This is a genomic window from Methanocella paludicola SANAE, from assembly GCF_000011005.1.
In the GTDB taxonomy this organism is placed as follows: Archaea; Halobacteriota; Methanocellia; order Methanocellales; family Methanocellaceae; genus Methanocella; species Methanocella paludicola.
The window spans coordinates 1,128,574-1,152,377 of sequence record NC_013665.1 but is presented as its reverse complement, the minus strand read 5'-3'; the positions used below and the strand labels follow the sequence as shown (position 1 = coordinate 1,152,377).

Sequence of the window (23,804 nt, the reverse complement as noted above, 5' to 3'; positions counted from 1 at the left end):
CATGGTAAACGCTCATTATACGAAGGACCTGCAGGAGCTGTTCGTAAAGGCTCCGGCGCTTAAGGATCGTATCGAGTATACGCTGTGGTTTTTCCCTGAAGTTATAAATATCAAGTTCGGCCGGGCGTCCCGTAGTGCCTACTACGACGGGGGCACGGGCACGGTACGCCTTACAAAAATCAGCAGCAACTACGTCATCGGCCACGAGATCACCCACTTCCTGCAGGACGAGGCGCATTTTAACGGGAAGACGCTGCCAAAAGGCGAACGCCAGTGCGATCTGTTTTTATTCGCCCGCAGCCCGGCGCTAGTGGCCGACTTCTGGAAGGCGGGGGACAACTCCTATATCGGGTGGGCGCTCGATATCGGCGGATTAAGGAGTGTGTATTCACGGGAAGAGGGGCAGGCGATGATATTCGAGGTATGCCGCGAGGCGGTGGCCAGGTATAACAGGGGGCCCTGCCATTATGTTAGCTGGGCGGAGAAGCGCATCAACGAGAATATCGCCGGACGGCTAAAAGACAGGGGATTATAAATAACCGCTATCCCAATATAAGGGAGAAGGCGATGAAGATGGACCGTGTTTTGCTTAAGCGAATAAATATTATTTCCATCGCCCTGGTACTCGTGGCCATTATCGTCTTTTCGCTCCCGGCCCTAAGCTGGCCGCTGGTATTGATCGAGGCCTTACCGATACCATATATGTTTATCTTATTCTTCGTGAATATTCGAAAATCGGTCTTAGATCAAGTAGGAGTCTATAAAAAAGCCGATGGAACACTCGATGAAACTGGAAAAAAACCATTGAGCATTATCAGAAACTCGCTATACGTTGGCGTGCTCGCGATCACTATCCTGAGCGGCGCGCTCTTATGGTATATGGAGCCTGAGCAGCATATTTATGGGTTATTGTTAATCATGGCCCTGTTTTTATTAACGTGCCTATATCTGGCCAGGCTTATCGATCTATCCTATACTGCCGAATATTATTCATCAAAAAGTATCCGTATCAATTATAGTAATATCACGATAGCTGCCGTGTTATTTGTTGCATTAGGCATTGCCGTATTTATATACCTACGGTATCAGCTCGCCTGGTATTTTATCGGTATTACTCTGTTGTTCCTGGGCGTGATAGCCTATGATCGTGCCAGGAAAACGATCAATTTCCTGAAGTATATTAATAATAAGCCTTTAAACACGAACATCGAACAGAGCCTTAGAATATTTAATTCTCTGGCGTTTTTAGCCCTGATCGTTGCCTATTTCTTTTACCCGTATTTAACCCTGAACATTGGGAGCACGATCATAAAAATAGGTATTTTCACGGTTGTATTACAGACCGCTATCGTCGTGAACCTTGCAAAGGCCATCATGGATATTTCTTAATTGATCGTGATGCCGCACGCCCGAAAAATGCCAACTTATTTATTCAAGGCATAGACAAATATGGGATAGGAGAGCATGATATGGCCGATAAAAGGCTTACTATCATTAACATAGTTGCTGCAGTGGCCGCCATTTTAATAGTCGTGCTTTTCTGGGTCTACGTGCCGAGGGAACAGTTCCTCTGGGGCGTCTATTTAATATTACTTTTACTGATCGTGGTGACCTACGCTAATGTCCGGCAGCCTCTTATCGATCGTATCGAGGCCCGCAAGAGAATGAAGAACACGCCGCCGGACCCGAAAGGCGAGCAGCGGCTTAAAATATTTAATTACGCGGGCCTGATGGTCGTGCTGGTGATCGGCATTCTCTGCTGGCTTTTCTTGAGAGAGCAATTCACGTGGGCAGTCATACTAATGGTCCTCGTTCTGTTGCTAATGATACTGGTCAACCTTCGTATGATCATCAAAGATATTTCCTGAGCCCCGATAGATAATCCTAAATATTATATCGTCAATTAGGGAGACCGTTATTCGAGAGAGCGGACCAGGCATGAACTTTTTCATCACGCTGACCACGGCCTGCGACCTGCAGTGCCGCTACTGCTATGGCGAGTGCTGCGACGACTTCGATGAGTCGGGGGACCACGAGGATATCGATTATTTCCTGCCTCGTGACCTGAGCTGCGAGTCGTCGGCCTTGAGAGCCTTTATTGAAAAAGACCCTGAAGCCGCCCTTATTTTCTATGGCGGCGAGCCGCTGCTCAATATTAAGAAGATGTACGAGCTCATGGACTCGCTGCCTGCCCGGCGCTTCATGCTCCACACGAACGGGACGATGCTCCATAAGGTAAAGCCCGAGTACCTGAACCGCCTTCACACTATATCGATATCGCTTGATGGCGACGAGAAGCTTACCGACTATGACCGGGGCGAAGGCGTCTACAATAAAATAATGGCGAACGCCCGGCTCATCCGGCAGAATGGCTTCAAAGGCGAGACCATCGCCCGGATGACCGTCACCGAGGATTGCGATATCTATAGCCAGGCCTTATTCTTATTAAATAATCCCGACTTTTGCTTCGACAGCGTCCACTGGCAGCTCAACGCCCTTTTCTGGAAGAACGACTACCAGCGCCGCCACTTCAGGGAGTGGGCCAGGGACAGTTACAATCCTGGCATCAACCGGCTCATAAAAGAATGGGTCCGGGTAATGAGGGAAGAGGGCAAAGTCCTAAGGATGTACCCGTTCATGTCCGTCATGCGCTCGATGCTGCTTGACGAAAAGACGCTCCTCCGCTGCGGCGCCGGGTGGGCGGAATTCAACATCCAGACGGACGGAAAAATATCCCCCTGCCCCGTAATGTCCGGAATGAAATCGTATTATGCCGGCGACATCCTTACTGGCGACCCGTTAAAGCTCAAGCAGACGCTCATCGCCGGCCCCTGCAAGGGCTGCGATATCCTCGATATCTGCGGAGGCCGGTGCCTCTATGCTAACGTGACCGTGAAGTGGGGCGACGAGGGATTTGCTGAAGTTTGCGGCACCATCAGGAACCTTGTAAGCGGACTCCAGAGTGCCCTACCAGAGATCAGGCAACTCATAAAAGAAGGAAAGATAAGCTTGCAGGACTTCGAACACACGAAGTTTAACAGCTGTGAGATCATTCCTTGATAAGCGGCGCACCGCAGTCGTAGCACTTTGCATCGTGGATGCACAGGCGCCCGCCGCAGGCCGGGCACTTTGATGCTACGTATTTTTCTTCGAGCCAGGCATCGACACCTACCTCCTTCATCCTTTTCAGGTCCTCGATAAAGCTCGTATGATATCTCTTTTGATACAGGCTGTCGATGGCCTTGAGGTCGACGCACGGGAACTCTTTGCACTCATAGCAGAACTGGTAGACGCCTTTATTCAGGTAGGGGCAATCCTTCCGGATGAACACGCAGTTCTTATTTCGCACCCGGCACCCTTCGCAGCCCTTCTTTATGCCCATCTCGCGCTGTAGATATTGCCGGCAGTAGCCGCAATACATGCCGCAGGGGGCCGCCATGTTGTATTTTATTGAAAATTCGTCACATCGTTTCCTTGACATGGGCCGACCACTACTTCGAGTTGTGCTCTCATCGATATAAAGCTAATTGGGCCCGTCATCTGTCATGGATTTTTCACTAATGTAGAGCCCGTATCCGACGTATGACGAAAACTTACGGGCAGCCTTGCCCGTATACTTATTAAAAAACCCTTTCCTTAAGCGGACATCGGTTATGCCCTTGACCGTCGAAGAAAAATATCTTATCGGGCCGTCGATCCGTATATGATCGATCAGCTGGGACAGGAAATTGACCGGGCGTACGCGACGACTGACGGGACATAAGCCCGAATTCTTATATATTTCCTCCCAGCCATTTTCCGTCATCGGCTCCATGCCCAGGCCCCTGTCCATCGATAACATTTCATGCAACTCCGCCGGCGGCGGTTCCAGGAAGGTCAGCTCATTATCGCCGAAAAGCCCACCAGGCTTGAGGAGCCGGGATACCTCATTCGCTACACGGCCCTTATCGCAAAAGACCAGAACCGACTCGGCCAGGGCCCGGTCGAAAACGGCGTTACGGAACGGCATATGGTGCGCATCCGCCCTGATGAACGATACGCGGTCGTCGAGGCCTTCCCGGGTGATACGTTCCCGGGATATGGTCAAAAGTCCGGGCATGAGGTCAATGCAGATCACCCTTGCCTTATGATCCCCGGCGATATATGCGGCCGTATAGCCCGTACCACAACCGATGTCCAGGATCAGCTGTCCCGAAGCGATCCGTGCCATCCGGGCGAGGGCTTCAGTTGCCTCGATACCGCCCATGTGCTCGGTCACGCCGGTCCGTTCCCAGACCTGAAAATAGATTTTTTCCCGGGCTTTAGTTGGTTTAGGGCTAGTGGCCATATAACGTAAATATTGGCCCGGGATATAATAAATCTGGCAGTTTATTGATATCCAGTAAAGTCCTCGAGCTTGATCTGGTCTTCCCTTAAGTTCAACCCTTCCAGCGCCTTTTTCATGGCCTCGTTCAGGCTGGGCGGGCCGCAGATATAAAACACACGCTCCCGGTAGTCGGGTATCTGCTCTTTGATCATATCTGTGTTGACGTGCCCTTTCAACCCTTTCCAGTCCGGTTGCCGGGTCAGTACATTCTTCACGACAATATTCGGATCAGCCTTATGCATCTCCTCGAGCTCATCCTTAAAGACGATCTCGTCCTCAGTTTTGTTCGAGTAGAGCATGACAATGCTCGTCGGGAGCTTCTCGTCCACGCAATACCGGCATATACTATGTAGCGGCGTGATGCCGATGCCGCCCGTGAGGGCGCCGATCTTTATTTTCTCCCCGCTATAGGTGAACTCGCCGAAAGGAGCATTGATCTTCGCCCAGTCGCCGGGCTTCATCTTATCAAGCGCCTGAGAATACTGGCTATCCGTGATCTTTTTCGTAAATTCAAGGTAGTTCTCAGTGGGGCTGCTGGAGATGGTAAAGTGATGCAGCTTCTGCGTGCCCTCGATCTTAATGTTAATATACATCCACTGGCCCGCCTTGTGCTGGAAGCCTTCCGGCTTTGGGAAGCGGAAACTCTTGACGTCTTTCGTGCGCGGGATGACCTCGGCCACAGCCGTCTCCCAGACGCGGGGCTTGATCGCCTCTTCACCGGTGACTTCGAATATCATCGACAGATCCCTACAAAGTCCATGAACTTGTGGAAGGATAAATATAATATCGGAAAAGCGCGACGATGGAAAGCTTTTATAAACGCGCGTTATACCTTAATGCACGATGACTCCTGCTAAGGCCGGTACCAAGGCGGAGGCGAAGGTGGAAGCTAAGCTCCCAAAAGCGGATTCGCCCATCGCCGTCGAGCTGGCAAAAAAACAGAAGGCGATCAGCGTCGCCGAGTTCTTCGAGAAGAACCGGCACATGCTGGGCTTCGATTCGCTCCCGCGGTGCCTGATAACGTGCGTCAAGGAGGCCGTCGATAACGCCCTCGACGCCTGTGAAGAATCCCAGATACTGCCCGACATTTACATCAGAGTCCGGAAGGTCGATGAGCGCATATTGAACGTCGTCATCGAGGATAACGGCCCCGGCGTCCAGAAGGACGTGCTGCCCCGGGTCTTCGGTAAATTGCTGTACGGCAGCCGTTTCCACGCGATACGCCAGAGCAGGGGGCAGCAGGGTATCGGTATATCCGCTGCCGTGCTTTATGCTCAGCTTACGAGCGGTAAGCCCGTGCGCATCACGTCCCGCATCGACCCCAAGTTGCCCGCCTATGTTTATGAGCTGAAGATCGATACCCAGACGAACGAGCCGAAGCTGCTCTCTGAAAATTACGATGATTTCTTCACCTCAAGGGGTACACGGATCGAGCTGAACATGGAGGCCACGTATGTCAGGGGCCGGCAATCAGTAATGGAATACTTAAAGAATACGGCAATAGTGAACCCGCACGCCCGCATCACGTTCGTCGACCCGTACGACGAGAGAGTCATCTTCGAGCGGGCCTGCGACGTGCTCCCGAAGCAGCCCATCGAGATCAAGCCCCACCCGCACGGCATCGAGCTGGGCACGCTCATTAAGATGCTCCAGTCGACGGATAATCTGAAATTGAGCTCTTTCCTTTCTCTGTCTTTTGCGAAGATCGGCGGCCACACGATGGATTCTATCTGTAAGGAGGCCAATCTAGACCCCGCCATGGCCCCGCAGGACCTGGCCCAGGATATCGACGGCGTGAAGCGCCTTATGGCAGCTTTCCAGAAGATCAAGATACAGGCACCGCCTAAGGATTGTCTTTCGCCTATTACTGGCGATCTATTAAAGAAGGGCCTGACCCAGAATCATCGAGTTGACTTCATTTCTACTGTGTCCCGCCCGGTGAACGTGTCCCGCGGCAACCCGTTCCTGGTCGAGGCGGCCATCGCCTACGGCGGCGACATCGACACGGAAGGCAGGGCTGAAATATACCGTATTGCGAACCGCGTGCCGCTCATGTACCAGCAGGGCGCATGCGCCATAACGCACGCCATCGAGCGCATCAACTGGAAGAACTATAATATGGAGCAGCCTAAAGGGGCGAAGATGCCCCAGGGGCCGATCATGATAATGGTCCACGTTGCCTCAACGAACGTCCCGTTCACCTCAGAATCAAAAGATGCCATAGCGGATATCCCCGAGCTAGAGGACGAGATCGAGCTGGCCGTGAGGGAAGCGGCGAGGGACCTGGGCCGGTATCTGGCAGAGCAGAAGAAGGCCCTGGACGCTCGCAAGAAGATCAAGATGTTCGAAGCCTATACGAAGGAGCTCGCCATCGCGCTGCAGGACCTGACGGGCAAGGACCACGCCGTCATCGAGGCCCAGCTACGGGACGTCCTGGCAAAGAAGTTTACGAAGTTCATCGATACCGATGAGCCGGTGAAGCAGGAGGCGGCAAATGACAGCCCGCAGTAAGGAGATCGTGGAAAAGCTGACGCAGGTCGGCGAGGACGTGCTGGGCGACATCAAAGCAGGCAAGAACCCGTCCATCGACATCACCATGCGCTCGCTGAGTAACGTGTATTATGACGAGAAGTCGGGCTTGATCAAGCTGGGCGACGATAAGCAAAAGCGGTATTACTTTAACCTGGGCCAGGCGAAGAAGTTCCTCCAGACCATGCTCATCGCGAAGCAGATCAAGATCCTGTTAGAGCAGGATAAGCCCGCCCTGTCCATCCGTCAGCTGTTCTACACGCTGAAGCACGAGATACCCGGCGCGGGCGAGAATACCTTCGACCTTCAGGAAGAGTCCGACCCCATCATCGAGGACATGGAGCTCGTGACAAACAGCCTGCGTGAAGAGCTGAACCTCATCGCCACGCCTAACGGCGTGCTTTCAGGGCCGATGGTCGTCGAGGATAAGACCGGCGACGTGCTTGATTTCACTAAAATGGGCTCGGCCGGCGGCGCGGTGCCTCCCATCGTCGAGGACGATTTCTTCCACATCAAGGAAATGAGCGCCGACTATATTCTTGTCGTCGAAAAATATGCCGTCTGGAACCTGCTGAACCAGGAGAAGTACTGGAAGAAGAATAATTGCCTGCTGCTTACCGGTAAAGGTCAGCCGGCCCGTGCCGAACGGCGCCTTCTTGCCCGTTTTGGCGAAGAATACAAGATACCCATCTACGTGTTCACCGATATGGACCCGTGGGGATACTACATTTATTCCGTGTATAAATCAGGGTCCATCAACCTGGCCTTCTTCTCGGAAAAAGCGGCATGCCCGCGGGCGAAGTACATCGGCCTGTCCGTAAAGGACGTCCGGGAATTCGACATTCCCAGGAGCTCATGGGTCAAGCTGAACGATGAGGATTTCAAGCGTATGGAGGAGATCGCCAGCTACGATTGGTTTAAAAAGGACAAGTGGCAGAAAGAGCTGGCCGACCTCAAGAAGTTCGGGTATAAGATCGAGCAGGACGCGCTGGTCTCTAAGTCCATCGAGTTCACGGCGAACAACTATTTGCCCGCCAAGATCGAGAACAAGGACTACTTCGATTAATATCGCTATACATTTTTTTGTAACTTTAGGCTGGTATCGGTTTCACCATAGAGGTCAGTAGTTTCGTATTCGCTCTTTTATCGATTTCCCTCGATGCGACTCACGTACAGCCCTTCGGTTTCAGACACGAAGACACAAAATTTTTTCAGATTTTACGAACACTAAGCCATGAAGACACTGTAAACACGATCAAGCCATGAAAACTCAAAGCCCCCATTAAGCGAATTAAAACACCAGGCTCACGGTTTAGAAGACACCAACGAACGACGTAAATCACGAAGTGCCACAAAAATAAGACAAATAGAATAACTATTGTTATAGCGGGCGTTGTTAATGTAAAAAGGCTTAACTGGTAATGATCCGGTAAGTAGAAGGCTTGCTAATTAACCCAGTATTTCACCGTGAGGCTTTAACTGACATAATTAAAAAAAATTTTAAGTCTATTTCCTAGGGTTTACTTTTAACCGTGGTAGGCTTTATCGTTGGTTTTACCGTCGGCTTTACGGCTGCCTTTGTCTTAACAGTAGGATATACCGTAGGCTTTATCGCCACCATTTTTTTAGGCATGGTAGGCTTTATCGTTGGCTTTGGCGTAGATTTTATGGCCGCCTTTGCCCTGGTGGTAAGGTCCGACATGATCGCTTTAATGGACGGATTAGGATTCTTTGTCACGGCGGGAGTATTTTTTGCTTTTTGCATTACTTTATCTGTTCCACTAACGGGAGCCTTAGCCGTGGCGAGGCCAACGACTAGAACGGACCCGATCAAGACGATGGCCATGACTAGCGCTGCATATCTAATTGCCATATTTTCTCTTGACAATCCAATCACCCGAAAAAAAAATTCTTTTTCAGAGGATATATGGATTATTGATTATTACATTAACTAAAGCCGTTATTAACGATACCTTCAGGGAAGCAAGGGCGACGGGGGCAAATAAAATGCGTAAACACGGTTACATCAGGCCGTTATTTGGCGCTTGTGCGAAAAAGTCTGTTGTGTTTTGCGGGTCATCGCAAGTAAAAACGTATCGCCGGGGACTTGCGGCAGCCTTGATCAAACCCTATGTTAATTGTGTAATCCCATAATATCTTATAATCGAACGGATTAACAATATTGGGGGGCGTTCAGATGCCACGTAATGATGATGCGGAGTTCGATTATAATATTCGCAAGTTAACGCACGTGATTGGCTTACACGCAGAACTAATGGAGGGCTTGCGCGATGATGTTAAGAGAATCATGAACAAGGAGAACAAGACCCCCGAGGATTTCCAGAGATACCTCGATGTCATGGAGAAAATGGTTGAGGAATCTGTTAAGGTCGAAAAAAGCTCAAACGAACTGATGGAGTACATCCGTGACCGACGGCTTAAGCGAGAGAATAAGGAAACACAACAAAAGCCGCTTTAAACATCCGGAGGCCATGAATGACTGCTGATGCGTGCATGGGGAGGGGCATTGCCATCGTAGATGACGATAAAGACCTCGTCGATATGTATGGAAAAATTTTAAAGAAAAGGGGCTTAACCGTTTGTTTTGTTGCTCACGATGGCCATGAAGCCATCAATAAATTCGCTGAATGTAACCCCAAACCGTCCGTCGTGATAATGGACAACCGCCTCCCGTCAATGCATGGCGTCGAAGCTACGAGGAAAATTCTTAAAATAGAGCCTAAGACCAGGGTAATTTTCTTGAGCGCCGATATAAAAGTTGAGAACGATGCCCTGGATGCCGGGGCGTTCATATTCCTTAAAAAGCCCGCAAGCATATACGATATAATCAAAGCGATAAAAAGCGCATGCTGAACATCAAATTTATACTCTATATCTAAAATTCATATCTTTGACTGCCACGGCGTTTTAAACGTTTAGTATATGCGTGGAGCAAGTTTAAAGGTGATATGCCCTCAACAACCGATACCAATACGAGCAACCAATAGTAAATTCTCTTGAAATAGCCGTGAAAAACTGGCAAGAGGAAATAGTTGATAAAGGATGGCCAATAATAAAAAATCATGGCCTCCGGCGTCCTTACCTATGATGATTTTCAATGTATAAAGTGCGGCACCTGCTGCAAAAAGCAAAAAGTCGTGCTGCTGACTATTTATGATATTTATCGCCTATCTGAAAAGCTCAAAATGAAGCCAGGCGAGTTTTTCAGAAAATACTGCACGATATCCCACAAGTTCAACAGCAACGGCCTGCGGCGCTTCTATCTAAAGGCGGACGGCGGATGCCCGTTCCTGAGGGATAGCCAGTGCTCGGTGCAGGACATGAAGCCGGTGGTCTGTGCCCGAAACCCGTTCTACTATATGGAAGCATCACTTGCGGCCTACAAGGTCTTCGGCATCATCGAGGACGAGTGCCGCATCAACGAATATCCTTACGATACCATGGTCAAAGGCGATAATGATAGACTGATCGACATGGACATACTCGTGAATGCCACGGATGAGTATATCCAGAAACACGGCCGGTTCGACGAGAAGACGGCCGCGCCGTATTATGAAAAGTCGCTGGAGGACTTAAAAGACCTGGACCTCCGTGCCGAAATATACGTGACATTACTCAACCAGTCCGTACAGCGGGAAGCGATGTGCCGCACCGACGAGTATTACCAGGGCGCCATGAACATGTACCTGAGCGGCTTCTATAACGAGTTCAAGAAAGCCGTGAAAGGCTCTAACGGCGTTTATTCATTCGAGCCTTCGGCGCTGGGCATGATCGATAATATCATGGCCCTGGTGCTCTTTGAAAAGGACTTTAAGGACGTAAAGAAGGCGCTCGGGAAGCAGAACGGCGCAGACATCCACACGAAGGTCACGAACTTTGAGGACAGGGAGTACGTCATCGTCTCCATAGAGCCGAACGGCGGCAAAAAGGTCATGTTCTACTACCACATCGAACCCGGCGAAAAGAAGGGACTTATCCATGAGCCGGGCGAGATAATGATCATGTTCAAGAGCGCGAAGGGCGGAAGCTTCATCTTTAAGGGCAGGGACGCTGACGGATGGTTATCATCAGCCACGACATAGTTTTAATATGATACAATGCTCAAGATGGTACGCATGCAGTTCGTATATAGTAAGCTCGTGGGATTGTTGTCGCTGATCGGCACCATCGTCGGGCTGGTATTCGGCGGCGCGACGGTCCAGGGTAATGTTTTTATCGGCGCGGCATTCTTCTTACTGGCTGCGATCTCTTTTATCGTGTTCGTGATGTTCCTGTACAACTTTATCCGGTATGCGCAGTACGAGATGCCCCTGGATAACGTGCAGGATGAAATCGAGGAAGATAAAACATAAGAATCCGTAATTTTAAGCAAATTAGTTCGGTTGGTATCACGAACCTCTCCAAAGGAATTAAACCACTAATTTTTCTTTTATAATTTTACTCACGAAGCCTCTAAGCCTCGAACTCACCGTCAATGCCCGAACTCCCTAATACTCTGGGCATTGCACGAACGCCCGAAGCCTCAAACCCGAAAAGAAGGCTCTAAAACGCGAATACACGTTCGAAACGCTAAACAAGCCTGCACTAACTCTCTAAGGCTCGGCTAAAACGCCAACGACCCTAAACACCCAAAAATGCGGGCTCTGTCCCTATTTTGCTGTAATTTGTTTTTATTTGGTTAATATTTTTAGCCCTGTATTCTCAATTTATTGTTTGGAGAACAAAATATGAGGAATACAAGGCCATACAGTGATACGAAGTACGCGTTGAAATATATTAGGGCAGACTCGGATGCTATGAAGAATCTTATCAGGGATCTTCTTAATAGTATTCTTGAGGAAGAGGCGTGTGAGCAGGCCGGGGCTATGCATTATGAGCGGGCGGAGGGAAGGAGGGCTCGTCGTAATGGGTATAAGTCTCGTGGATTGGTGACTCGTTATGGTAAGGTGGAGTTGGAGAAGCCTCAGCTTCGTGAGGTGCCTTTTGAGACCTGTCTGTTCGACCGGTACAGCAGGGCTGAAAAGGCGGTGGTGAATGTCATTAGCGAATCCTATCTTCAGGGCGTCAGCACGCGGAAAATGAGGAAGGTATTACAGACTCTTGGTGTTGAGGTGAGTAAAAGCAGTGTAAGCAGAATAAGTGAGGAATTGGATGATGATGTGAGACATTTCCTCGCGAGGCCTCTTGGAGGTACTCCGTACTTGTTCGTTGATGCCACCTACATCAAGGTGAGAGATAATGGGATGTACGTCTCGAAGCCCGTGTTCATCGCCATGGGCGTCAATCAGGATGGGTACAAGGAGATACTTGACTCGAGGATCATGGACCGGGAGGATGAGGACTGGTGGACCGTGTTCTTTGATGATCTCAAGAAACGGGGGCTCACAGGCATAAAAATGGTTATCAGCGACGGGCATAAGGGGATTAAAAAGGCTGTTGAGCAGTGTTTTCTGGGTGCCAGCTGGCAGTTGTGTCACGTACACTTCAGAAGAAGCGTGATAAAGACCGTACCAGCGAAACAGAGAGGCGAGATCAACCAATTACTGAAAGATCACATGGAATCTCCTAACCTTTTGGCCAACCTGGCCGAAGATCTCGAAGCCCGTGGTTTTGACAAGGCCAGCAGCCTGATCGATAAAAACCTGCCTTGCCTCTATAACTACCTGGCATTTCCCCCACACCAATGGATAAAACTACGAACGACCAACACCCTGGAGAACGTGAACAGTCTCATAAAACGAAGAACCAGGCCCATCGGAGCATTTCCAAGCAACCAATCCGCGTTACGAGTCATCGTAAACATCCTGATGGACGTGAACGAGGAATATGCAGTAGACAAAAAACATATAGACCTGGAACGCAATGACTAGAATAACGAATACAAGGGCTAAAACCAAAATTACAGAAAATACGGGACACTGCCAAAATGCGGGGGATCGACCGGGCTTTTAGAGTGTTCGTGCTCCACTGTTTAGCGTTTCAAACGTGAATTAGAGATTTAGAGCCTTCGTTTCGGGTTAGAGCCTTCGAGAATTCGAGCACTGCCCTGTGTATTTGAGAGCTCGTGCGTTGACGGTGAGTTCGAGGCTTAGAGGCTTAGTGAGAAAAATCTAAAAAGAAAAATTAGTGTTTTAATTCCTTTGGAGAGGTTCGTGATACCGACCGAACTAATCAACACCACAGGGAATATTATAGATATTTAGCGATGCCGGCGAACAGCGGCAGCCCGATGAGCACGTAGAATCCGGCATGATAAAGCGCCGCCGGGACGATACTTTCTTCTTTAAGCGTCAGCCGCCCGAAATAATAGCCCAGGAGGGAACCCGCGACGAATATGACGGGCAAATAGATGAGCTGCGGGCTGATGGCATAGACCGCGAAAGCCTCGAACACGCCAAAGATAAGCGCCTGCAGGATGTTGGCCCGCTTCTCGCCCGCCAGCGGCTCCATCCTCGATAATATAAGGCCTCGGAACCACGCCTCCTCGCTAATGCCGAGGAGAAGGCTAAAAATGATCGTCATCCAGGCCAGATACCCGAGACTGTTAAAGCTCATGGCTGAACCGCCGAAGGCGAAGTACAGGACGCCGAGGCCCAGCACGATACAAAGAACAAAGGCGGCGGCACCGTAGAGCATGCTTGAGCGGCTGCTATCCCGGATAAAGTCGTCATCAAGGTCGCCCTTTTCAAAGTACAGTACCAGCCATATCAGCAGCGCGCTTAAAACGGCAAATATAAAGCTCATCGTTAACGGCTGCATGAGGCCGCTCATGGCGGGAAGGACGCCGAAATAAGACGCCGCATCCACGATAAACGTAAGCAACGACAACGCCAGGAAAGCGTCGATCAGATGGATAAAGTTCCGCAGGCCCACAACGCTACCCGAGCGGGAGAGGTAGGCAAAAACGGCAAACGAGAGCACCGAAAAGGCAGAAAGGATAATGGCGTCCTGGCCCTTTTCTAGCTGGCCGCCCAGCAGGAACAGCACGTACAAAGCCGCAAGCAGAGACGAGATAAGCAAAGCAGGAGGCACTTTAAAACCGCCGACCTCGAACTCCCGTATCCTCGGCACCTTCTCTTTACGCGTGCCCTTCCTGTAGCCGCTCATATGCCCATATCATCGCTATGAACCGGTAAAAGCTTTACTATATTGTACGAACCGCAAAGTATTTTGAAGCGGGTCGTGCTTATTCTATCGTTAAAGCCTATGGAACGCATCAAAGGGCTCATTTTCGACCTGGACGGCACGATCATTGACAACGACGACGATTACATGGAGCTTATGCTCCATCGCGTCGGCCGTGACCTGGGCTATGATTTTAATTTATGCCATGCTAGAGAGCTCTGGTACGCCATTGACTCGGAGTCCCGGGATAACGTGATCAAGCGCTGGGGCTGCGATCCCGATAAGTTCTGGACCGTCTTTAACAGGTATGAGAACATCGACGAGAAGCTGCGTAGCACGTACCTCCACGAGGATGCGGCCATACTCAAGGGGCTGGACGTGCCGAAGGGCATCGTAACCCACACGTCGTACGACCATACCGACATGCTCCTGAAAATGGTCGGCATGCGGCAGTACTTTAATCCCATAATCGCCTGTACCGAGGACACGGGATACAAGCCTTCTCCGCTGCCCATAATCTATTGTGTCGTCGACATGAAGCTCAAGCCCGAAGAAGTCGCCTACGTGGGCGATACGCTCTCCGACATCATGGCCGCGCAGAACGCCGGCGTCCGGAGCATTTATATCAACCGCTTCAAGCGTCCCATTCGGACCACGCCCGACTACGAGATCGATAGCCTGGAAAAGCTTCTCGATATCGTGAGCAATTAAACCCGCCCGGTTTATTACGAACGGCTATTTTCTCGCTGCTGCGACTATTTACAGGGTAGTTTTCATGTATGCGACCACGACGCAGGAAAAAGTAAAGACCGGCGGGCTCTGCCATATAGCCATCGACGTATCCGACCTGAACAGGTCCCTCAAATTCTACACCGATATGTTCGACATGAACATCGTAGAGCGCACCGACCGTTACGTACACGTCCGGACTGCGGGCGCCCGGGACAGCATATTCCTCTTCAAGGCCGACGGGCCGGTAAGCCCGGGAGATTGCGGGCTGACGCACATGCACTTCGGCTTCCGCATCGACGATAAGAACTTCGAGAAAGCCCTTGAATATATAAAAAGGAACAACATCAGGGTCCACCATAATCCGGCCAGAGGCGCCGGCCATTTCATATACATAGAGGACCCCGACGGATACGTGATACAGCTGGAGCCCGGCGACTGCGATTAGGCGTCAGGCGGGCTTCATGGCCGGCATCCTGCTCATCAGCTTATAGACCGCAAAGAACGCCTGTATCAGCAGCGGCACCATCATATTCTTGATATCGCCATCCGGATACCCCTTGTCCAGCCCCGTCTTATGGATAATGTCGAGAATGGCCGATTCCGGGGGCGTTTTGTCCCCGCCCATCATGCTTCCCACGTCGTTCAGGACATACTGTTTTACGATGAACGTCAGGAAGTCGGATTTGCTGCTGAAGACCCCCTTACTGAGCAGGTCACTTAACATGTTCTCCGATTCGCCCGATAGCGGCAGGTTGATGTTCCCGCTCTTCGCCATCTCCAGGAGCTCCGGGGGCACATTAGCGCCGCCCAGCGCCGATTTTATCACATCCCCAAGACCCATATAATACCACTTAAGGTCACTATCGGACTATACCGCCATAATGCGCATTGACGAAAATTACAGAAAAGTACCATTACTTATAATTAAAGTAGCGAGCACGCCATCAGTCGACGCCGAGCAATATGAAAGTTATCTTACCCCTTCCCTCCAGCCTGCGACCCCACAAGCGTTAGTTGTTCACGGTAAGCATGCTCCCTTCCGGGCCTGTGCCGGTCCTCGCAATTAAGGCTAATGTTGTAATTTATACCAAATATATGGTGCCAAGTCCATATATGAATTTGACTGTATAATTAGCACATACCAAATCATGAGATTAATAATATATCAAAATTAGAATCCAATTATTTTGGCTCACTTTTTATGAGCTCAATGGCAGAAACGATATAATCCTTATAGTCTTGGTTTATTAAATAAGTCACCTTTCCATGTAGTGAAGGACTTTTTATTACAATACCTCGATCTAAAAGTTCATTCACACACGCACTTATTGTGCTTTTTTGCATATCAAGTTCTTTTGATAATTCGATATTGGATAGCCCGGGTTTTTTAAGGAGTAAGTTTGATAATTCTCTGGCAGTATCACGCCTCATTAAAGATATTATATATTGTTCTTCTTTGCTATATTGGCTGGAATTAATGAAATACCGTGAATATTTTCCGGTAGCTATAAATGAAAGAATACGGTGATTAACGCTTAATATAAACAAATGGTATCTCGCTGTACCTACGTTCATATCGAGATTACGTGCTAATTCATATAACGTCAAACCCGGATGAGTTGTAATGTATCTCAATATTGTATTCCTGTTCTCGTTATTATCAAGACGATCCTTAGCTCTGGAAAAAATTCCTATAAGGAAAAAACGGAATAATATATAGATTGTGGCGGCTGCGGCGATGCCACCAATTGTTTGATCTATCTGTTCCTTATATAACATTCCATTATTGCTACCGTAATATAAGATTTTGTCATCTCCGATCATGGATGTAACGAAGTACGCGGCAGGCTTTTTCCATAAAAGATTACCATTATTATCAAAAGCATAAATCCCCCCTGAATAAGTGCAATTTGTTTTATCCAGAAGGGCTGGCCATTCAAATCTCGTTATGTAATACCCAAAGTACGTTACATTATTATTGTGTAAAATATAAGAATAGCCATCGCTCTGAGGATAATAAGTATAATTTCGATTATGTGGGTCCACCATAGTATTTAATATAAAATCGGCTGGCATCGGGCTCATGAATTCGTGTATGTTACTTTTATTAATTGTAGTAATAAATTGACCATCGGGATGAATATAGTACTCCCATAGAGAGGCACCATTTATCATATCATAGGCTGTGACACAATAAATAGGCAAGTCTTCAATATTTAGAGCGTCACCGGCAGACATGGATTTTATTGAATATAGGGTACCATTATTAGCACATGCACGTCCTTGATAGTAATCATCGGAGTTAATAATAGTCTCACTAATAATAGACCCATCAGACGCCAAAGCCATAATATAAGAATCATTTAGATTTGGGTCAAAATCATAATATCTAATATAAACATTGTCCTGAGAGTCGATAGGCAGGAGGTCAAAAAGACGGAAATATCCTTCGGAAAAATTTTTTGACCATTTTATGCTACCATCACGATCTAAAGCTACAACTCCGTCTTTTACCGGTAAATATAAGGTATTATTTTGGTACAAAGGCAAATTTGTTTGTAATGGCAACGAATGTAAAGATTCCTCTCTATAAATAAGCGTTGAAATTTTTGTTTGCCAGATCAAAATACCATTACTGTCATATGCATTGATGATATTTGATGGCTCCTTATAATTATACAAACTTCCATTTAAAACAGGCAATATTTCGGGATCCTTATTCATTACGACATATATATTCCCATTTTCATCAATAGATGCAGGATCTGAAATATTGCATATCTTAAATAAAATATCGCCTTTATTATTAAGTATTGTTTCATTATAATCGTTGAAAACATATATTCTGCCATTTTTTGCTTCAATATTGACGTTATCGAATGGATTGTATTTTTCACTAATAGATACATTCCATAAAATTTTACCATGTGAAGAGATAGCTACGATCCTTTCCCCTAATTCTGAACAATTATATTTTAACGGTGTATATTCGTTACTTAAATAATCATGATTCAAGTAAGTCGTCTTATTTTCCCTGATATAAAGATATAATATTCCATTCTCTGAACAACAAACAACTTTCTTGCCATGCATGGTGTAATCGCCCATATAATTTAGGTACATCGTAGAAGGGCGATAAAACGTATTATATACACACCATTTATCTGAAATAGTATTTTTCCAATTAATATTTCCATTATCATCTATAGAGTAAATCGAATTTCCGGTATATCCCATAAACGCATATAACGTCTTATTAACTCCTGGATGTATGTATGATACAGGAGCTATACCATTGATTTCCCACCCGTTCATCTTACTTGGATCATCATTCGTTAACATACAGTACATAATGAAAACGAGGAATATCAAGAGTATTATTAGGATACCTTCGAATATCATCGGCTTCTTCATTCAGATCACTAAGGATAGAATCAAGGAATAATATAGATTATATTTCGTCTATTACATGTAATATGATTCAAATATATTGATTTATTTGTCTAGGCTAACTAATTTTAAATAATAGGATAAGTTAATTCGCTTCTTCAGTAAATTAACTTATCACTTAATTTTATAATTAGATTGTAAATAGTGTCGCTCCTGAATTACCCCATATCCCACCGGAACATCCGGGGTTCTGAGCTGCATAAGCTGCATTCCATGCAGTACCGACAGTATTTGACGAGCAAATTGAGTTCCAGAGTGTATTTTCAAAAGTATCGATTGCTATATTAACGTCTCCAGTAAAACTCATGTAAGCAGATGCTCCATAGTCAACCCATGCATGTCCCATCTCGGGTGAATCAGGATTCAAATAGTTCCCATTGGCATCTTTATTATCCCAAAGGCCTTCGCAGACATGGAAAAATGCAATACATCCGCCCGCACTGTTAATGTAATCGGTATGCTGTGTCTGGAAAATATTGGTTACGTCGCTTGGATATAATACAGATAGCCCGCTTCCCCAATAACAAAGTATCCTGTCAGGCTCCGTATATCCTACACCGTCTGCTCCATGACAGCAAATTTCGAAGACAGATAGAATCCTGGATTTAGAGTCATCATATCTATTAAGCCTAGTATAATAATCAATATCAGATATGACAGTAGCTCTATCGGGTTGATTTCTATAAAACGCATAATCAACACCAGCATTCATCAACCACGTTGGAATCTGAGTTGGTACATGATGATTCGTAAGTTCATATGCCTGCATAGCCTCTTCAACAATACCATATGTTGTTGGATGTGGCACAGACATTGGACTTATTGTACCTGTTGATTCGCTGTAAGTCTTATTTTTTATAATAATTGTTTTATTATGCGCTTTTAAATCTCCTATCGGAACAGCATAAACTTTTTCACTGCCAACATCAATTGTCGTAAATTTTACAGGATTCCCTTTTGTAACTTCAATCGTTCCATCTTGGGAAATGGGCACTATTGTACCGTAATTTTCAGCAGTTTTATATTTTATTGAAAGCGGGTTTTTAATATAACCACTTGCGGAATATTGGCCGTGTTCAGTATTTATAGCAATATGGAATAGACCATAGCTACTATTAGCAATGTCTATACATGCGTATACTGCGTGTGTCCAATCCATAATATCAATTGTATCAATGATCTTTCGACCATCCGAAGACATATGGTATTTCCAGATAACCGGTATATTTTTATAAGTTTCTTTTAAAATTTTACCGTCATCAGTTTTAAAGCTGACGATTATATCAACAGTACCATCTTTATTGTCTGATATTTTATAGGTACCTGTTAAATCTCTTACAACTGGATCGATCCCAGACATATCTATGCATTCACCATATTGTATATTCTCGAAATTTTCGGAATACTGTAAATCAGTATTTAAATTATTAGTTTTGACATCCAAAGTTTGTGCATTTACAGTACACAAAATTGATGCTGTGGAAGTTAATAATACAATTAACATCGCAGAAAATTTCACAAAGCTTATTTTCGTACAAGATCCTCCTATAGTGGATTTGGATTGAACTCTAATTATAAGAGCTCCCAATTCAAGTAATTAGTAAATTTGACATTTATAAGTAATTTCTCTCTGACATTTCGAACTTGTAGAATAATTTACGGAGATTGCCTTTTCATAATCGCTTATTCAGGAACATTTCGCCACCACTCGTCATATCGAATTAGGCCTGCTTGATAATGTTGCGTTGTTCCGCTTCGACTTTCTCTACTCATTATAAGCCTATTTATTCAACTCGTGTTAGGGTGTTGCATAATTAGTTTGTGATTGTTGTTCGTGGGTTTTTCTGGTTAATTAGCTGGCGTAGTACTTGGATTTGTCTTGCGATTAGTGTTATGCCTACTTTCACTCGGACTTTTTCTCGCCCAGTAGTTTTTAAGTTTGTTAGGCCTAGGTGTTCTTTGAGTAGGAAATTGGCGTGTTCGCAGTCCATCCTGTTTTTATAAATATGGTCTAGCTCCTCATCTCCAAGTTCGAGGTGGTCCTGTATCCTGTATTTGTTTACCGGTTTTTTGGTGTTCCTTTTGTTCCTTGCTGCTATGAAAAGGACGCCTACAGTTAGGTGTTTTTCTATGTTCTCCCTGGTGTCGTAGGCTTTGTCGGCGAGTATCGTGTTTACCTTTAATAGGCGTGCTCCGAGCCTTTTTACTAGCCGGATGGTCTGAGTGTTGTCATGACGGTTAGCCCCGGTGACCGTGTAACATACCGGTGTCATGGACTGTAGATCGTACATCAGGTGAACCTTGTAGCCGTAGTAGAACTTTCATCTTACATGATCGAATCCCCAGTCGGCGTCATCATCTTTCCGGCTGAAGGCCTCCAGCTTGGTGCTGTCGATACCAAGCATGGACATATGCATGGGTTCCTCAAGCATTATGCTTGTATTAATGATCGTCATGATCCTCGGTATGTGGTCTCCGAACCGTTCTTTATACCTGCTGAACAGGCTATGATCTGGCAAACGGTGAAAGCCGAGAATTTTCATTTTATATTTATCCTAGGGGTGTGTAAGGAATTTTGCTGATACTTCTTTTACCTAGTACTGTGTAAAGGATGGTTTAGCATGTCTAAGTTGTTTACTAAGGAGCAAATTAGGGCTTGGCTTTGCTTCGCATTCGAGCAAGGATAATAATTTGAAACGGGGCGGGGATGTTGAGAAGGCTTTCGTCGGGGAAATCAAAGAAGTCCTGCAGGAAGCTTTAGAAGAAGAGATGACCTGTGCCCTGGGGTATTCGAAGTACGATTGGAAGAACAAGGATACTGATAACTCGAGGAATGGTCATTCATCGAAGACGGTGAAGAGCCAGTTTGGCGAGATAAGCCTGGACGTTCCCCGGGACTCGAAGGGGGAGTTCGAGCCTGTGATCGTTAAAAAGTATGAGCGCTCGATCAGTACTGAGCTGGAGGATACCATCGTCTCGTTGTTTGCCAGCGGGTTGAGTAACCGGGACATCGAAGCGCAGATGAGGAGGGTGTACGGTGTGGAAGTGTCGGCCGAGATGGTCAGCAGGGTTACTGACAAGATCCTCCCCGTGGCCAGGGAGTGGCAGAACCGTGCATTGCAACCCTTGTACCCGATCATATTCCTGGATGGGGTGATGTTTAACGTGAGGCAGGACGGCCACGTTGTCAAGAAGACTGCTTACCTGGTGTATGCCATCACGGTGGAGGGGTGCAAGGAGGTCCTTGGGATATGGATTGGGGAGGCAGAATCCAGCAAGTTCTGGATGAGCATACTAACCGACCTGAAGAACCGTGGGGTGAAGGACATTCTAATCGTAAGCGTGGATGGGCTAAATGGGTTCGAGGACGCAATCCATGCCGCGTACCCCAGGACTGAGGTCCAGCGGTGTATCGTCCACCAGATCAGGACGAGTACCAGGTTCGTTAATTACAAGGACAGGAGGCCGTTCTGCAAGGACATGAAAGAAGTGTACACGGCACCAACTGAAGAGGCGGGGCTCGATGCCCTGGACCGATTGGAGGAGAAATGGGGCGCTAAGTACGCGTACGCCATAAAGAGCTGGCGGACTAACTGGCCTTGCCTGTCCACGTTCTACAAGTACCCTCCGGAGATAAGAAGGCTCATCTACACGACGAATCCCATCGAGAGTTTCAACCGGAAGATCAGAAAGATCACTAAGAACAAGAGTAGTTTCCCCACGGACGACAGCCTTTTCAAAATACTCTACCTTATCGTTATGGACAAGTCGGAGAAATGGAAGATGGCAGTCAGGGAATGGGGCACGATCATGAACCAACTCATGGTATACTTCAAAGACCGCGTGGAAGCATGTATATAGAACGGTTGGTATAAAAGAGAAAAGTAACAAAAGAGAAAAAAGAAGTTTCAACAAAAAAATTTACACTCTCATCCCTAGCTAACATCCTCACCAGCTTTCTTACCGAAGTCATACCGCTTAGCTCCATGTAAACGAAGGCCCGCAGAAAGGCGATCACGCTATACTCGAGAGGCCTTCCAACACCCCGGTAACGTTCCAGAAAAACGAGGCATTGCCAGTCAAACGAATCCAAAACCTCAATATGCACATCAGAAAGTATTCGTATCTGACAATCAAGACAACTATGGGTTATCAGCAAGCCGTTTTTACTCGTCATAAACACAGCTTGTCCAGATAACCCAAATACTTTCTAAGACTTTTGCAACACTCTAAACTCGTGTGTTTAAACATCAAATCAAAATGCAGCCTTTAGAGTATCATAGTAATGTAACATGAGGAAAAAGATTTTATGTTAAAGTAGCGAGCACGCCATCAGTCGACGCCGAGCAATATGAAAGTTATCTTACCCCTTCCCTCCAGCCCGCGACCCCACAAGCGTTAGTTGTTCACGGTAAGCATGCTCCCTTCCGGGCCTGTGCCGGTCCCCGTAATTAAGGCGTACGTCATGCTCTCCAGCATGACATAGCGCCACCGCCAACCAAGCGGGACGGGCTTTCACTGTCGAGAAGTAAGGCCTTCATACAACAGGAACGCCTTCCTCAAGCTTCGCCCCCGACATGCCGACGATTGAAGGTAATAGGTGACGCCGAACCACCCGGGCTAGCTCGCCGATAACAAATGTCCCGTCTATGAAATAAACTTTATCCTTCCAAAATTGTGATAATAACGGTTTTTTAAGCATTGTATTGTGATATTGGAGGTAAAGGTTGTTATTGGTTTGATCCTCGATATATAATTAGGCAAGTATATGGGGAGCATTAGCTTATGTTAGAAGGTTTGTCCGTTACTGGAAAGCGTGAAGATACGAATGAACTGATCAAAATTCTTCGAAAAGGGAACTATGTAGAGCGGATGAACGCCATAAGCCGGATCAAGGAGATCGAGGATGAAAGGGCCGTCGCTCCGCTGATCTTTATGTTAAATGACGACGGCGGCCGATTACAATCGTCGGCCATGGACGCATTGATCAAGATGGGCGACATGACGGTCGGCCCGATGCTCGAATGCTGGCCGTCGCTCTCCAGGGACACACAAAAATGCCTGACATACGTGCTAATGGCCATTGGCGGCGAGAGGGCAACAGAGGCCCTCGCAGCCCTCATGGAGGGCAGGGAAAACCAGGCACGGAGAGAAGCGGCACGAGCGCTTGGCCTTTTAGGCGGAAAAAGGGCGGCACGATCGCTCATCAAAGCATTAAAGGACGATAACTATGCCCTCAGGAACGCGGCATATGAGGCCCTGGATAATGTCGACCCGGACGATATCGACCTGGCGACGGTCATAGGAGAAGTGGAAGCCCAGTGTATGTTGAATGAAATGGGAACGTTCGACGTTATCAGGAAGATGTCGGAAAAAATCGCCGAAGAGCCCGCCAGTATAACGGTCACCGTCGGAGGTACGATGAAACAAAAACTGATGCTGCTGGCGCGAGGGCACCAGAACGAGGCCGAAAACGTACGCTACCCTGAGGCACAGCTAAGATTCGTCATTTACGTATGGCGAATGATGAAGATCGCACAAAAGAAGATGGCCTAAAACTTTTTGCACAATAAGGACATAC

General features: G+C 47.3%; 25 protein-coding genes, 1 other RNA gene and 1 pseudogene. 16 read left to right on the top strand and 11 right to left on the bottom strand.

Annotation, left to right across the window (positions count from 1 at the left end):
• Window position 1 precedes the first annotated feature (1 nt).
• The 4 genes from MCP_RS05920 to MCP_RS05905 all read left to right on the top strand — a co-directional run bounded on the left by MCP_RS05920 (window position 2) and on the right by MCP_RS05905 (window position 3,060).
• Complete coding sequence (locus MCP_RS05920) at window positions 2-535, top strand: hypothetical protein (protein ID WP_128859960.1); 534 nt, start codon at window positions 2-4, stop codon at window positions 533-535.
• Window positions 536-567: 32 nt separating this feature from the next.
• Window positions 568-1,389, top strand: a complete 822-nt coding sequence (locus tag MCP_RS05915; protein WP_012899917.1) for a hypothetical protein — start codon at window positions 568-570, stop codon at window positions 1,387-1,389.
• An 80-nt stretch (window positions 1,390-1,469) separates the two neighbouring features.
• A complete protein-coding gene (locus MCP_RS05910; protein ID WP_012899916.1) occupies window positions 1,470-1,868 on the top strand; it encodes a hypothetical protein in 399 nt (132 codons plus the stop codon).
• Between the two features lie 70 nt (window positions 1,869-1,938).
• On the top strand, window positions 1,939-3,060 hold the full coding sequence (locus tag MCP_RS05905) for a TIGR04084 family radical SAM/SPASM domain-containing protein (RefSeq protein ID WP_012899915.1): 1,122 nt from the start codon (window positions 1,939-1,941) through the stop codon (window positions 3,058-3,060).
• Here MCP_RS05905 and MCP_RS05900 read toward each other — a convergent pair.
• The 3 genes from MCP_RS05900 to MCP_RS05890 are packed head-to-tail and all read right to left on the bottom strand — an operon-like array spanning window position 3,050 to window position 5,103.
• Window positions 3,050-3,481: a DUF3795 domain-containing protein gene (locus tag MCP_RS05900; protein WP_012899914.1), complete on the bottom strand. Its 432-nt coding sequence runs from the start codon at window positions 3,479-3,481 to the stop codon at window positions 3,050-3,052. The two genes, MCP_RS05905 and MCP_RS05900, sit on opposite strands and share 11 nt — an antisense overlap.
• Window positions 3,482-3,523: 42 nt before the next feature.
• On the bottom strand, window positions 3,524-4,327 hold the full coding sequence (locus MCP_RS05895) for a class I SAM-dependent methyltransferase (protein ID WP_012899913.1): 804 nt from the start codon (window positions 4,325-4,327) through the stop codon (window positions 3,524-3,526).
• 41 nt (window positions 4,328-4,368) lie between these two features.
• Entirely contained in the window at window positions 4,369-5,103 is a 735-nt protein-coding gene (locus MCP_RS05890) for an FAD-dependent oxidoreductase (protein WP_012899912.1), read from the bottom strand.
• A 106-nt stretch (window positions 5,104-5,209) separates the two neighbouring features.
• On the opposite strand from MCP_RS05890, the gene MCP_RS05885 reads away from it, so the two are divergent.
• The 8 genes from MCP_RS05885 (at window position 5,210) to MCP_RS05850 (ending at window position 12,786) form a co-directional block, all read left to right on the top strand.
• A complete protein-coding gene (locus tag MCP_RS05885) occupies window positions 5,210-6,877 on the top strand; it encodes a DNA topoisomerase VI subunit B (protein ID WP_012899911.1) in 1,668 nt (555 codons plus the stop codon).
• Window positions 6,861-7,961, top strand: coding sequence for a DNA topoisomerase IV subunit A (locus MCP_RS05880; RefSeq protein WP_012899910.1), 1,101 nt, complete (start codon window positions 6,861-6,863; stop codon window positions 7,959-7,961). Before MCP_RS05885 ends, MCP_RS05880 begins: the two co-directional genes overlap by 17 nt.
• A 466-nt stretch (window positions 7,962-8,427) precedes the next feature.
• Window positions 8,428-8,850 carry a hypothetical protein gene (locus tag MCP_RS05875; protein ID WP_128567058.1) on the top strand — a complete coding sequence of 141 codons (423 nt, stop codon included), beginning with the start codon at window positions 8,428-8,430 and terminating at the stop codon, window positions 8,848-8,850.
• A 242-nt stretch (window positions 8,851-9,092) separates the two neighbouring features.
• Entirely contained in the window at window positions 9,093-9,374 is a 282-nt protein-coding gene (locus MCP_RS05870; RefSeq protein ID WP_012899908.1) for a hypothetical protein, read from the top strand.
• A 17-nt stretch (window positions 9,375-9,391) separates the two neighbouring features.
• Window positions 9,392-9,769, top strand: a complete 378-nt coding sequence (locus tag MCP_RS05865) for a response regulator (RefSeq protein WP_128859959.1) — start codon at window positions 9,392-9,394, stop codon at window positions 9,767-9,769.
• Window positions 9,770-9,978: 209 nt separating this feature from the next.
• A complete protein-coding gene (locus tag MCP_RS05860) occupies window positions 9,979-10,998 on the top strand; it encodes a YkgJ family cysteine cluster protein (RefSeq protein WP_012899906.1) in 1,020 nt (339 codons plus the stop codon).
• Between the two features lie 15 nt (window positions 10,999-11,013).
• Entirely contained in the window at window positions 11,014-11,268 is a 255-nt protein-coding gene (locus tag MCP_RS05855) for a hypothetical protein (RefSeq protein WP_012899905.1), read from the top strand.
• Between the two features lie 375 nt (window positions 11,269-11,643).
• Window positions 11,644-12,786 carry an IS256 family transposase gene (locus MCP_RS05850; RefSeq protein WP_012899904.1) on the top strand — a complete coding sequence of 381 codons (1,143 nt, stop codon included), beginning with the start codon at window positions 11,644-11,646 and terminating at the stop codon, window positions 12,784-12,786.
• A 319-nt stretch (window positions 12,787-13,105) separates the two neighbouring features.
• On the opposite strand, the gene MCP_RS05845 is transcribed toward MCP_RS05850, so the two are convergent.
• A complete protein-coding gene (locus tag MCP_RS05845; RefSeq protein WP_012899903.1) occupies window positions 13,106-14,023 on the bottom strand; it encodes a CPBP family intramembrane glutamic endopeptidase in 918 nt (305 codons plus the stop codon).
• A 63-nt stretch (window positions 14,024-14,086) separates the two neighbouring features.
• Between MCP_RS05845 and MCP_RS05840 the strand changes: the two genes are divergently transcribed.
• Both MCP_RS05840 and MCP_RS05835 read left to right on the top strand, forming a co-directional pair.
• The gene (locus tag MCP_RS05840) at window positions 14,087-14,752 is read left to right on the top strand and encodes an HAD family hydrolase (RefSeq protein ID WP_231845177.1); all 666 of its coding nucleotides are present in this window, start codon (window positions 14,087-14,089) and stop codon (window positions 14,750-14,752) included.
• Window positions 14,753-14,816: 64 nt separating this feature from the next.
• Window positions 14,817-15,218, top strand: a complete 402-nt coding sequence (locus MCP_RS05835; protein ID WP_012899901.1) for a VOC family protein — start codon at window positions 14,817-14,819, stop codon at window positions 15,216-15,218.
• A 3-nt stretch (window positions 15,219-15,221) separates the two neighbouring features.
• Here the strand turns inward: MCP_RS05835 and MCP_RS05830 are convergent, their stop codons facing one another.
• The 5 genes and pseudogenes from MCP_RS05830 to MCP_RS16035 form a co-directional block, all read right to left on the bottom strand.
• Window positions 15,222-15,614: a hypothetical protein gene (locus MCP_RS05830; RefSeq protein ID WP_012899900.1), complete on the bottom strand. Its 393-nt coding sequence runs from the start codon at window positions 15,612-15,614 to the stop codon at window positions 15,222-15,224.
• Between the two features lie 341 nt (window positions 15,615-15,955).
• Window positions 15,956-18,187, bottom strand: a complete 2,232-nt coding sequence (locus MCP_RS05825; RefSeq protein WP_012899899.1) for a winged helix-turn-helix transcriptional regulator — start codon at window positions 18,185-18,187, stop codon at window positions 15,956-15,958.
• A gap of 166 nt (window positions 18,188-18,353) precedes the next feature.
• Window positions 18,354-19,811, bottom strand: a complete 1,458-nt coding sequence (locus tag MCP_RS15360; protein ID WP_128859958.1) for a hypothetical protein — start codon at window positions 19,809-19,811, stop codon at window positions 18,354-18,356.
• Window positions 19,812-20,037: 226 nt separating this feature from the next.
• A pseudogene (locus MCP_RS16040) lies at window positions 20,038-20,532 on the bottom strand (transposase); the annotation flags it as partial.
• A gap of 12 nt (window positions 20,533-20,544) precedes the next feature.
• Complete coding sequence (locus tag MCP_RS16035; protein ID WP_231845176.1) at window positions 20,545-20,742, bottom strand: hypothetical protein; 198 nt, start codon at window positions 20,740-20,742, stop codon at window positions 20,545-20,547.
• Between the two features lie 172 nt (window positions 20,743-20,914).
• Here MCP_RS16035 and MCP_RS05815 point away from each other — a divergent pair, with 172 nt between their 5' ends.
• Window positions 20,915-22,084: an IS256 family transposase gene (locus MCP_RS05815; protein WP_012899895.1), complete on the top strand. Its 1,170-nt coding sequence runs from the start codon at window positions 20,915-20,917 to the stop codon at window positions 22,082-22,084.
• Here MCP_RS05815 and MCP_RS16215 read toward each other — a convergent pair.
• The gene (locus MCP_RS16215; RefSeq protein ID WP_012899894.1) at window positions 22,056-22,400 is read right to left on the bottom strand and encodes a transposase; all 345 of its coding nucleotides are present in this window, start codon (window positions 22,398-22,400) and stop codon (window positions 22,056-22,058) included. The two genes, MCP_RS05815 and MCP_RS16215, sit on opposite strands and share 29 nt — an antisense overlap.
• A 141-nt stretch (window positions 22,401-22,541) precedes the next feature.
• An RNA gene (ffs, locus tag MCP_RS05810) (signal recognition particle sRNA) lies at window positions 22,542-22,854 on the bottom strand.
• A gap of 154 nt (window positions 22,855-23,008) precedes the next feature.
• Between ffs and MCP_RS05805 the strand changes: the two genes are divergently transcribed.
• Complete coding sequence (locus MCP_RS05805; protein WP_128567056.1) at window positions 23,009-23,779, top strand: HEAT repeat domain-containing protein; 771 nt, start codon at window positions 23,009-23,011, stop codon at window positions 23,777-23,779.
• Window positions 23,780-23,804 lie beyond the last annotated feature (25 nt).